14 protein-coding genes are annotated in these 11,695 nt (G+C 36.4%); 9 read left to right on the forward strand and 5 right to left on the reverse strand.

Going from position 1 to position 11,695, the window contains the following annotated elements:
* A partial coding sequence (locus tag HRT72_01690) for a thiol oxidoreductase (GenBank protein ID NQY66424.1) occupies positions 1-729 on the reverse strand: 729 nt, incomplete at its 3' end.
* Positions 730-814: 85 nt separating this feature from the next.
* Between HRT72_01690 and HRT72_01695 the strand changes: the two genes are divergently transcribed.
* The 3 genes from HRT72_01695 to smpB are packed head-to-tail and all read left to right on the forward strand — an operon-like array spanning position 815 to position 2,783.
* On the forward strand, positions 815-1,480 hold the full coding sequence (locus HRT72_01695; protein NQY66425.1) for a metal-dependent transcriptional regulator: 666 nt from the start codon (positions 815-817) through the stop codon (positions 1,478-1,480).
* Positions 1,473-2,306 carry a ZIP family metal transporter gene (locus tag HRT72_01700; GenBank protein NQY66426.1) on the forward strand — a complete coding sequence of 278 codons (834 nt, stop codon included), beginning with the start codon at positions 1,473-1,475 and terminating at the stop codon, positions 2,304-2,306. Before HRT72_01695 ends, HRT72_01700 begins: the two co-directional genes overlap by 8 nt.
* Before the next feature lie 24 nt (positions 2,307-2,330).
* On the forward strand, positions 2,331-2,783 hold the full coding sequence (gene smpB / locus HRT72_01705; protein ID NQY66427.1) for an SsrA-binding protein SmpB: 453 nt from the start codon (positions 2,331-2,333) through the stop codon (positions 2,781-2,783).
* 70 nt (positions 2,784-2,853) lie between these two features.
* Here smpB and HRT72_01710 read toward each other — a convergent pair whose 3' ends face one another.
* Both HRT72_01710 and HRT72_01715 read right to left on the reverse strand, forming a co-directional pair.
* Complete coding sequence (locus HRT72_01710) at positions 2,854-3,678, reverse strand: hypothetical protein (GenBank protein NQY66428.1); 825 nt, start codon at positions 3,676-3,678, stop codon at positions 2,854-2,856.
* Positions 3,679-3,773: 95 nt separating this feature from the next.
* Positions 3,774-4,421, reverse strand: a complete 648-nt coding sequence (locus tag HRT72_01715; protein NQY66429.1) for a protein-L-isoaspartate(D-aspartate) O-methyltransferase — start codon at positions 4,419-4,421, stop codon at positions 3,774-3,776.
* Between the two features lie 107 nt (positions 4,422-4,528).
* Between HRT72_01715 and HRT72_01720 the strand changes: the two genes are divergently transcribed.
* Genes HRT72_01720 through HRT72_01730 form a run of 3 tightly spaced genes read left to right on the forward strand, consistent with a single transcriptional unit; the run spans position 4,529 to position 7,867 of the window.
* Positions 4,529-5,539 (forward strand): Gfo/Idh/MocA family oxidoreductase, encoded by a 1,011-nt coding sequence (locus HRT72_01720; GenBank protein ID NQY66430.1) that lies wholly within the window; start codon positions 4,529-4,531, stop codon positions 5,537-5,539.
* A 28-nt stretch (positions 5,540-5,567) separates the two neighbouring features.
* Positions 5,568-6,449 carry a hypothetical protein gene (locus HRT72_01725; GenBank protein ID NQY66431.1) on the forward strand — a complete coding sequence of 294 codons (882 nt, stop codon included), beginning with the start codon at positions 5,568-5,570 and terminating at the stop codon, positions 6,447-6,449.
* Positions 6,446-7,867, forward strand: coding sequence for a sugar transferase (locus tag HRT72_01730; protein ID NQY66432.1), 1,422 nt, complete (start codon positions 6,446-6,448; stop codon positions 7,865-7,867). Before HRT72_01725 ends, HRT72_01730 begins: the two co-directional genes overlap by 4 nt.
* On the opposite strand, the gene HRT72_01735 is transcribed toward HRT72_01730, so the two are convergent.
* On the reverse strand, positions 7,868-8,536 hold the full coding sequence (locus HRT72_01735) for a DUF4294 domain-containing protein (protein NQY66433.1): 669 nt from the start codon (positions 8,534-8,536) through the stop codon (positions 7,868-7,870). It abuts the gene before it with no gap.
* Positions 8,537-8,608: 72 nt separating this feature from the next.
* Between HRT72_01735 and HRT72_01740 the strand changes: the two genes are divergently transcribed.
* Entirely contained in the window at positions 8,609-9,232 is a 624-nt protein-coding gene (locus tag HRT72_01740; GenBank protein ID NQY66434.1) for a hypothetical protein, read from the forward strand.
* Position 9,233: 1 nt separating this feature from the next.
* On the opposite strand, the gene sucC is transcribed toward HRT72_01740, so the two are convergent.
* Entirely contained in the window at positions 9,234-10,424 is a 1,191-nt protein-coding gene (gene sucC, locus HRT72_01745) for an ADP-forming succinate--CoA ligase subunit beta (GenBank protein NQY66435.1), read from the reverse strand.
* A gap of 112 nt (positions 10,425-10,536) precedes the next feature.
* Between sucC and HRT72_01750 the strand changes: the two genes are divergently transcribed.
* Together HRT72_01750 and HRT72_01755 are read left to right on the forward strand one after the other, a co-directional pair.
* Positions 10,537-11,187: an ABC transporter ATP-binding protein gene (locus HRT72_01750; GenBank protein NQY66436.1), complete on the forward strand. Its 651-nt coding sequence runs from the start codon at positions 10,537-10,539 to the stop codon at positions 11,185-11,187.
* A gap of 93 nt (positions 11,188-11,280) precedes the next feature.
* Positions 11,281-11,695: BatA domain-containing protein (locus HRT72_01755; GenBank protein ID NQY66437.1), on the forward strand; the 415-nt coding region annotated here is incomplete at its 3' end.

Genomic DNA, 11,695 nt, shown 5'->3' on the forward strand with positions numbered 1-11,695 from the left:
ATCTCCAGTATTATAGCCAACCTCAATATTGAATGGATCCTGTAAATCAAAATCAGAAGTAATTCCTATATCCTCTTTTAGAGCAAATACAATTTGTTCTTTAAGTGTAATCTTACTTGCTTTCTTCCCAAACCTTCCAATATAATAGCCATTGCTATCTACATGGTGGCTTTCCAAAACAAATGCTTCCTTTGGACTCACATAATTAGGTCTTCCAGATATCCCATCACCATTGGCATCATAAGGGTCGGCAAATCGCAGAAGAGTAGTATCATGTACGGATGATAAGAAACCCAAACCTGCTATAATTGGCGGTACCCTGAATGAACTCACTGTTGCAGCGCTAGGAATAGATTCTTCCAAATAATTCATTACCGATTTACCTTGTAGTTGTGGTCCTCCTAATGAATCTAAATAGTCAAAACGACCATTATCCCATCTTCCGAATCGCACAACAATTGAAGAAAAATGCCCTTTCCCATCTCCAACATGACAGCCTTCACATGACGCTTGAACATACACTGGTCCTAGTCCTTCTTCTTCAGAAAACACATGTGCAAATTGCGCATCACCTACTAAATGAGACATCATTTGTGCGTTGTTTAGCCCTTCTAACGGCTCCGCTATCATCTCATTACTATTTGGTGCTTCCGGAACCATCTTGGAACAACTTGAAAATGAGGTAGCGATTACCACACCCAAAAAGAAACACAATCTCGTTTTTATCATGTCACAAAAATATATTTTTTAGACAAGCCTAAAAATTATTTTAAACATTTTCTAAAAATATTTATCTTTGGTTAAAATTAAAGGCATGCAGAATACGCAAACCGTAGAAGATTACTTAAAAGCTATATATAAGCTTAGCGCTATTGAAACGGATGGAGTTTCTACTAACTCATTGGCTAAGTCCATGGAGACCAAGGCTTCTTCTGTTACCGATATGGTTAAGAAGCTGGCGCAAAAAGAGTTAGCTAACCATATTAAATACCAAGGTGTTAGCTTAACACCTAAAGGCGAAACCATTGCTTTGAATATTATTAGAAAGCATAGGTTATGGGAAAGCTTCTTGGTAAATAAATTGAACTTTCAATGGGACGAAATACACGAGATAGCCGAGCAACTTGAGCACGTATCTTCTGATAAACTCACAAATAAACTCGATAAATTTTTAGGCTTTCCAAAGAGCGATCCTCATGGGGATCCCATACCAGATATTAATGGGAAGATGCATAAAACACGAGATGTACGATTATCCGACCTTCTTAAGGGAGATCAAGGAATCATTACAGGAGTACTAGACTCATCAAAATCTTTTCTCGGATTCATGGAGGAGAACAAGTTAAAACTAGGCAGTTCAATTACTGTAGAGGATCTCTATGAATTTGACGATTCCATTATAGTTAAAGTGAATGGATCACAAAAAACAACACTTTCAAAATACGTTTCTAACAACCTAAATATCAAAACAAATGATTGAAGAATTTAAAGTTTTCATTGAAAGTTTCGAAAGCCCGATAATGCAAGCACTAATTGCAGGGTTATTTACATGGGGATTAACAGCTGCTGGAGCTTCACTAGTATTCTTTTTCAAAACTATGCATCGTCAGCTTTTAGACGGCGCTTTGGGATTTACAGGCGGAGTAATGATAGCTGCCAGTTTTTGGTCTTTACTAGCGCCTTGTATAGAAATGTCGGAAAGCCGATTTGACCCAGGAATGGAATGGATACCCGCAGCGATAGGCTTTAGCGCCGGGGCTATCTTCTTATTTATCTTAGATAAAATTCTCCCCCACCTCCATATCAACTTTAAGCGTAGTGAAGCCGAGGGCCCTAAGTCTTCTTGGCATAGAACAACCTTACTTGTTCTCGCAATAACCATTCACAACATCCCAGAAGGATTAGCGGTAGGAGTATTATTTGGTGGTGTGGCTGCAGGGTTTGATGGTGCAACTCTTGGTGGAGCAATTGCGCTAGCAATCGGAATTGGAATTCAGAACTTCCCTGAAGGTCTGGCGGTATCTATGCCATTAAGAAGGCAAGGCGTAAGTAGATTTAAAAGCTTTTGGTATGGTCAGTTATCAGCCATTGTAGAACCTATTGCTGCGGTTATAGGTGCTTGGGCAGTACTTACATTCGAACCTATATTACCTTACGCTTTGGCTTTCGCAGCTGGCGCAATGATCTTTGTAGTTGTTGAAGAAGTGATACCGGAAACGCAACGCGACAAATATGCAGACACCGCCTCTATAGGCCTCATTTTCGGTTTTGTAGTTATGATGGTATTAGACGTTGCTCTGGGTTAATAAAAGACCTAAATTTGAATCGCGATGAGCGATGCAATAAACATAAAGAACAAAAAGGCTAATTTTCTATTCGAACTGAGCGACAATATAGTCGCCGGAATTCAATTATTGGGCTCAGAAATAAAGTCGATTCGTAATAATAAAGCGAGTATAAAAGAAGCATACTGCACTTTCGTTGGCAACGAACTAGTTATTCGTAACATGCACATCTCAGAGTACAAACAGGCTACATATAATAACCATGAGCCCAAAAGAGATCGAACACTACTACTAAATAGAATAGAGCTTAAGAAGTTAAGTGGAAAGGTTAGAACAAAGGGGTTTACAATTATACCTGTAAGACTTTTTATAAACAAAAACGGCTTAGCCAAAATGGAGATTGCTCTTGGAAGAGGTAAAAACGTATTCGACAAACGACAAGACCTCAAAGCCAAAGACGACAAACGAGAAATGGATCGTCTTAAAAAGGAACATTAATCCACTTGATAACAAAGCATAAAAAAGGCCCCTATTACTAGAGGCCTTTTTCACTTTCATTATCGACTGATTAACTAGCCTTCCCAGCTTTCTTATCCGTTTTCTTCCAAGTAGAAAAAACCGTTGTGCCACTAATCGTTGTGTTTGTAGTTTCTGTAGAGAAGCCTTCTTGTTTAGTACTACAATCACCATTTTCTTGTTTGTGAAATAAACCGTCGGTAATTATGGTTATATCACTCGGATTAGTTGTAACCATTTCCAACTTCAACTTATCCTTTTCTAATTCTGTAATTGTGCCATAAAATAAATCCCCAGCAGATATAATATCGGTTTTACCTTTTCCACCCATCCATATCCAATATCCAGTTTCCGTATGTGTATCCCATTCTTCTATTTCATCATCGTAGTTAATAGTAATCCTGTCCTCTCCCTGCCAATCATCATAATCATGAATCATCTGAGTTCTTTTGGTAGTTGTTACCAACTCATAGGTTCCATCATCAAAAATGGTCATAACTGCAGTAAACTGTTTCTTATATGCATAATTATCATGCTCTGTTTTTTCACTATTCTCTGCAAACCAATCACAAACAACAAAATCATCTACTTCTTTAAATGATGCTGTTTCAACTAATTGTTCATTATTAAAATTAATAACGACTCCTTCAGAGTAAATAGATGAATCCACGCTTTCAAAAGTATCTTCAGAGGAATCTCCATTTACACTATTAACAGTAGATTTTACATAATTAACTCGTGTAGATTCATTTCTAGACTGAAGTGTCCATTCACCCTCTATCCTTCTATTTCTAGTAATATTACTCTTCTCGCAAGAAGAAAATAAACTTGATCCTATAAAAAGAAGAAGTCCTAATTTGATAATGCTTGTCTTCATAAATTTCATATTTGATTAATTGAGAATACTATTCCCGCTAACGGCATAAATATACAATTAATTGCCCCTTATAGAATTGTAAATAATAGTTGAAATCAGACTTTTTCTTTCAAGAATGGAACAAATTTAAAATCTCCATGTTCTACTTCTTCAAAATTATTTTCGTCAATCTTAATAAGGGATATCATCTTTTGCGAATCATCTCCTCCAACAGGAACAACAAGCATTCCGCCAATTTTTACTTGGTCTTTCAAATCTTCTGGAACATAAGGTGCACCGGCTGTAACCAATATTTTATCGAACGGTGCAAAAGCTGGAAGTCCTTTATAACCATCGCCATAAAAGCATTTAGCCTTTTGGCCCATATTGGCGAGCAATCCCTTTGTCTTAGTAAATAAAGCCTTTTGTCGTTCTATGGTAAACACTTTAGCACCTAACTGAAGCAATACGCATGTTTGATAGCCCGATCCCGTTCCTATTTCCAAAATCTTATCGCCTCTCTTTACATTCAATAGTTGAGATTGAAAAGCTACGGTATATGGATGTGAAATGGTTTGTCCTTCTCCAATTGGGAAAGCTTTGTCTTCGTATGCGAAGTTGATAAACACGTTATCTAGAAACTGATGTCTTGGCACATTATTAATAGCTTCCAGAACTGCTTCCGAAGTAATTCCCTTTTCTCTAATCTCCTCTACTAGCTGCTTCCGAAGCCCTTTATGCTTAAATGTATCCAACTTTGAAATCTATTTTTCACAAAGCTACACAATCGATTTCTGGAATTATAAGAATTGCTTCCATTATTATTGCTATGCCTTGTAAAAAATATTTTCTTTGTAAAAAACTACGCACTATGTATAACATTGGAGTTCTCGGAGCAGGCCATCTCGGACAGATTCACTTGAAGCTTTTAAAAGAGATTAAAGAATATAACGTTATCGGGTTTTACGATCCAGATGAGGAGAAAAGCAAAGCTGCTGCCAAGAAGTTTAAGCTCAAAGCATTCGACTCTGTCGATGAATTAATTGCTGCGTCTGATATAATAGATATTGTTACTCCTACTCTATCTCATTATGACTGTGCAGTGAAAGCCTTACGAGCATCTAAACATTGTTTTATTGAAAAGCCTATTACCAATACAGTTCAAGAAGCCAAAGAATTAATAGATCTAACAAGCGAGGCAAATGTTAAAGTTCAAATTGGACATGTGGAAAGATACAATCCTGCCTTTATTGCGGCTAAACCATTTTGTTCCGAGCCAATGTTTATTGAGGCTCATCGCTTAGCAAAATTTAACCCTCGAGGTACAGATGTTTCTGTTGTACTTGATTTAATGATACACGATATCGACATTATTCTGAGCATCGTTAAATCCAATATAAAACGAATAAGTGCAAGTGGTGTGGCCGTAATTAGCGAAACTCCAGATATTACGAATGCTAGAATCGAATTCGCTAATGGTTGTGTAGCAAATCTAACAGCCAGCAGAATGTCATTAAAGAACATGCGTAAAACAAGATTCTTTCAACGAGATGCTTACATTTCTGTCGATTTTCTCAAAAAAAAGGCAAGTGTTGTTAGTATGAGCGAGCCTGACAATAACTTTAATCCACTTTCAATGAAAATTGAAGTAGGTAAAAATAGAGAGGAGAAGCAAATAAACTTCAACAGTCCAAAGATTAAAAACACGAACGCGATTAAGGATGAGCTGGAAGACTTTTTGGATGCAATAAAAAACGACACAGAACCTTTGGTAACAATCGATGACGGTTACGCTGCACTTGACGTTGCAACTACAATTATTGAACTAATAAAAAAATCTCCTGATTTCGAAATAGAAGAAAATAACAATCAAGAGAATTAAGCGTTGCAACTTACCAGCTATTATAAACATGAGTAACACTAATTTGTTCGGTCTGTTTTTACTTCCGTTATTACTGTTCGCTTTAGGATGTTCTAAAGACAAGCTTAAAGTAAATGTTCCCTCCTATATTCATATTGAAGACATTACAGTAAGTACGGATTACTATAACGAAGGCTCCGGTTCAGATAACATTGTGGATGCATGGATACTGATAGATTACCAGCTCATAGGTGTTTTCGAATTACCAGTTACCCTACCGGTAGATCATGATGGCGTACACCGAATTGACATTAGAGGTGGGATTAAACGAAATGGGCTTACTACCGATAGAATCTCTTATCCTTTTCACGATTCATATTTAGACACTTCTTCGATATCGTTAATGAGAGGAGAAATTACTACGATCGAACCAGTGGTAACGTACTACAAAGACATAAATTTTTTAATCCTAGAGGATTTTGAATCTCCAGCCAGTATGTTTATTGAAAAGAATAAAGGAGATTCATCCTCTGTACGACTTATTGATTCAGATATTGCTTTTGAAGGAAATGCATGTGGAGCTTTTTCTGTAGATACAATAGATTATAAGTTTGAGATGACTGCAGCTTCAGACTTTGAATTTCCGGACAATACCACAACCATTTACCTTGAATTTGATTACAAAGTGGACCAAATCTTAGAAGTTGGATTTTACTCCTCTAACAATGCAAATCCTCCACAAGTGGCAAAATCTCATTTAATAAGTTTAAAGCCTAAAGATGAATGGAACAAAATTTATTTAAATCTCACCTCAGAAATAGCTGCTTTTCCCAATGCTGAAAAATTCAACCTATATTTCGAAGCCGAGAATAATTTAGGACTTGTACATTCCGATTATTACTTCGACAACATTAAAGTGATATATCAATAGAGTTGAACAAATCAAATCAAATAGCAAAACAAATTTTCTTCGATTTCATCGCAGCATCAATTAGTTGGGGTTCATTTTTCGTTTTTCGAAAAATTTATCTCGAACCACTTAAGTATGGGTATCAAATTCCATTTGAACTAAATGAGAATTTCTATTACGGCATTATTGTTATCCCCCTCTTTTGGATTGCACTCTATAGTATTTCGGGCACATATCTAAATCCGTTAAGAAAATCAAGACTTAAAGAACTCGGACAAACCATCTCCTTAACTTTTATAGGTTCCATTTGTTTATTCTTTGTTCTAATTCTCGATGATGAGATTACTGGATACGAAGCATATTACACCTCTTTCCTTACGCTTTTCTCCTTACATCTAACGCTAACCTTTATTCCTCGATTTATTAATTCAACCATTTTGGCGCACAAAATACATCGCCGTGAATTTGGTTTCAATACGCTAATTATTGGAGGAAATGGCAAAGCCACAAAACTTTACAATGATCTAGAAGGACTTAAAGATTCTATGGGAAATGTTCTTATCGGTTTTTTAAGGGTGTACGATCGTGAAGAATATGCTCTAGAAAAACACTTGCCTCATTTAGGAGAATATAAAGACGTCAATCATTTCATCGAAAAATACAATATAGAGGAAGTTATAATTGCAATAGAATCATCGGAACACAAAGCTATTAGAGAAATAATAAGCATCGTTTCTAGCAATAATGTAATTATCAAAATCACCCCCGACATGCACGACATTTTAACTGGTACCGTTAAAATGAATTCAATATTTGGCACTCCACTTATTGAAGTTTCGAACACCTTAATGCCGGTATATCAAAAGAACCTCAAACAAATTATCGATTTCTTAGTATCTCTTTTCGTACTCCTATTCTGTAGTCCAATTTACCTGCTAATCGCAATAATTATTAAGTTCGATTCGAAAGGCCCTGTATTCTACTCGCATGAAAGGATTGGAAAGAATGGCAAGCCATTCAACATATATAAGTTTAGATCTATGGTAATGAATGCGGAAGCTAAGGGTCCTACACTCTCCTCGGATAACGATGATAGAATTACACGATTCGGCAAGTTGATGCGAAAAACTAGACTAGATGAAATCCCTCAATTTTTTAACGTAGTTATTGGTAATATGAGTCTCGTTGGACCAAGACCAGAGAGAGAGCACTTCATTAACCAAATTGTGAAAAAAGCTCCTCACTACAGACATTTGCATAAAGTATTACCTGGAATTACCTCTTGGGGACAGGTTAAATATGGCTATGCCGAAAATGTGGATGAAATGATTTTAAGACTACGATACGATATCATTTACATTGAGAACATGACTTTGGCAGTAGATTTNAAAATCATGATTTACACTGTACTAACGGTCTTAAAAGCGGGAGGTAAGTAATTACTCTACCACCTTAACTGCTGCTGCTGCTGCTTCTTTGGCCTCTATCATTTTAACGATACTCTCAATATCCTTATCCTTTCCATTAGGATCATAAGTCGTCTTTAAATTATTACCAAATAANCTTGCAAGAGTTTGCCAAAATACGGCGGAGAACGAACTTCTTAACTCTTTCAATAAAATGTAAGATGTGTCACCTGTTTCTCTATCTACCAATTTTAAAAGAATACGTCCTTGGGTTATTGTAAGGTTTTTCAACTCCGACATAAATTCTTCCTTCAACTCCTTTTCAACTTCCTTTAAGAATTTACTCTGCTTACTTTCTGATTCTATCGCTTCTAGTTCGGTATTGTATTTCTCCAACAAATTGGCTGCTAGTTTAGCATAAGGGTATGCCTTCTTTACATCTCTCACTAATTTATAATACTTTGCCTTTGCTCTTCTCGATTTAAATTTCCTTCGCCCCTTAACCCGTAAAGGCTCTAAATACATAAAAGGAATAGTATCCCCATCTTGTATTAATGCACGTACTAGCGTACCCTTAGTTTGTCTACTTCGTTCAATCTCAATATCATCATCTTGTCCCACAACACTCATTGCAGAAGTAACCAGAATAAAAAAAAACAGGGTTACATTTCGAAAAGAAAGAAAATTGGCAATAATTTGCATGCGATAAAGTTAATTAATACTGATATCCATTAATACTATATATTTAAATTTAGCCTACGAATAATAACGGTCATGAGATTAATAATATTTTTCATCATTTTACTTTTTGCGTCTATTATTGGGCCAGAAGTAATTTATGCCCAAAAGAAAGTCGCAGTAAAATTAAGTTTCGGAATCCCCAGCATTACGGTCGACAAAGAATATAAGAATGGTTTTGAGGGCCAAACTAGTATTGGATTAACGGCAGAGCTAGAAGTCTTTAAATTTCTTACAGCAGGTGGTTTTTACGAGTATAATGTATTCACAGATAACGTGAGTTCATTACCCCAAGCAATGCAGATTACAAAAAGCCGGATAACTGCGGGAGGCTTAGTTTTAGGAAACGAACAAAAACTAAAAGAGAAGTACATCATCTTTAATTACATCAAGGCGGGCTATGCATTTATAAATTTCAAACATCGCAGTACCAGAGATGGTAATTATTCCTCTATTTACAAATCAGACGGAAGACTTTTAGGAATAGGATCAAATCTCAATTATCTCATTGATAACAAAACGGAGATTGGGATATTCTTTAACTACAACTTCGTAGACTACAAATTTGATGTGCAGCATTTACTACCAGATAATACGAATACTGCGAGCAAGAAAACGCAATATTTTAACGTTGGGATTAACGTAACAAAGAAGTTTTAGTTTAAGCCAATACTTCAGCCACTCTATCTGCAGCATCTTGCAACAAGATTGCAGAAATCACCTTTAAGCCAGAGTTGTCGATTATCTTCTTTGCTTCTACGGCGTTGGTTCCTTGCAACCTTACAATAATTGGAACACTAATATTCCCGATATTATTATAAGCATCTACGACTCCCTGTGCCACTCTATCGCATCTAACAATACCACCAAATATATTCACAAGAATTGCCTTTACACTATCATCTTTTAAGATGATTCGGAAAGCTTGTTCAACTCGCTTTGCATCTGCAGTACCTCCAACATCTAAGAAATTAGCTGGTTCGCCTCCCGATAGTTTAATAATATCCATTGTAGCCATTGCTAAGCCAGCACCATTAACCATACAACCTACATTGCCATCTAACTTCACGAAGTTTAAATCGTTGTCTGCAGCTTCAACCTCGGTAGGATCCTCTTGCGATTTGTCTCTTAATTCTGCATAATCTTTATGGCGATACAATGCGTTATCATCCAATTCTACTTTAGCATCCGCAGCAAATATTTTATTATCAGAAGTCTTAAAGACTGGATTAATCTCAAATAATGCAGCGTCTATACTATCGTAAGCTTTATAAAGTGCGGCAACAAATCTTGTCATTTCCTTAAAAGCATTCCCCGATAAGCCTAAGTTAAAAGCGATCTTTCTACACTGAAACCCTTGAATACCAACAGAAGGATCAATTTCTTCATTATGAATTAAGTGAGGGGTTTCTTCGGCTACCTTTTCAATATCCATCCCACCTTCGGTAGAATACATAATAGTATTTCGCCCGGTTTGTCTGTTAAGCAAAACACTCATGTAAAATTCTTGTATTTCACTCTCACCTGGATAAAAGATACTTTGCTCAACTAAAATCTTTTTAACCAGCTTGCCTTTTGTATCAGTTTGAGGTGTAACCAATTGCATCCCTATAATTTGATCAGCCATTTCAGTAACATCATCAAATGATTTTGCAATCTTAACACCACCACCTTTACCCCGTCCACCTGCGTGAATTTGCGCTTTAATTGCCCAACTTTCGGAACCAGTAGACTTCTGCAACTCCTTAGCAGCTTCTAAAGCTTTTCCTGGTGTATCCACTACAATACTTTCTGGTACCGCAACTCCGAAGCTCTTTAATATTTCTTTTCCTTGGTATTCGTGTAAATTCATTATCTATTATATTAGTTCGATAAAAGTAAGGCATTCGTTCACATAACAAAAGCAACTTTTCTCTGAATAAACCATACGTCAATATCCACTAAAATGTTCTATACTTGCCGCTATGATTGAAGCGATTGATATACATAAGTCTTACAAAGACCTACACGTTTTAAAAGGGCTCTCATTTAAAATTGAGGAAGCAGAAATCGTAGCGATTGTTGGTCCGTCGGGAGCTGGTAAATCTACCTTACTACATATAATCGGAACGCTCGATCATCAAACACAAGGCACACTTACAATAAACGGAACTGAAATAGCAAAACTTGATAGTAGAAAGCTAGCCGAATATAGAAATAAGAATATTGGTTTTATTTTCCAGTTTCATCACTTACTTCCCGAATTCTCTGCATTGGAGAACGTTTGCATTCCTGGTTTTATCGCAAAGCGAGATGAAAAAGAAGTAAGAGCTAAAGCAATGGAATTACTTACTCTTTTAAACCTTTCAGAAAGAGCCGAACACAAACCGAATCAACTCTCGGGTGGAGAACAACAACGTGTTGCTATTGCAAGGGCCTTAATTAACGATCCTAAAATAATATTGGCAGATGAGCCATCGGGAAATCTTGATTCTAAAGCAGCGGCTGAATTACACAAATTACTCTTTTCGTTAAGAGACAAATTAAAGCAAACGTTCGTAATTGTTACACACAACGAAGAACTTGCAAATTCCGCGGATCGAAAAATCACTATTGCAGACGGTCATATTTCATAGAAGGAATTCCACATAATAATACTTTTCACCCTAACGTTATCTTATCCTAAATACTTTGGAGATGGTGGCTTCATACCTTAATTTTGACCTTTAATGAATTTCGCGTATCCACTATTTTTATTAGCGCTAGCTTCGATCGCAATACCGATCCTAATTCATCTTTTCAATTTCCAAAAAACCAAGCGAGTTCTCTTTACAAACGTTAAGTTTTTAATTGACGTAAAGCAGAAAAGCAAGAAGCAAAACAACTTAAAGCACCTACTAGTATTACTCTCCAGGATATTAGCAATCTGCGCACTTGTCTTTGCGTTTGCCCAACCATTCTTTGCCGAAAACAATACTGAGGTAGCACCTAGTTTTTCAAACTTGGTAAACATCTATATCGACAACTCTTTCAGTATGCAAAGCAAATATCAGGATAGAACCTTGCTAGAGCTTGCAAAATCAAAAGCCATAGAGATTGTAAACGATAGGGATCAAGCAGATCGATTTCAACTACTCACTAATA

It is taken from the genome of Flavobacteriales bacterium, from assembly GCA_013214975.1.
Lineage (GTDB): Bacteria > Bacteroidota > Bacteroidia > DT-38 > DT-38 > DT-38.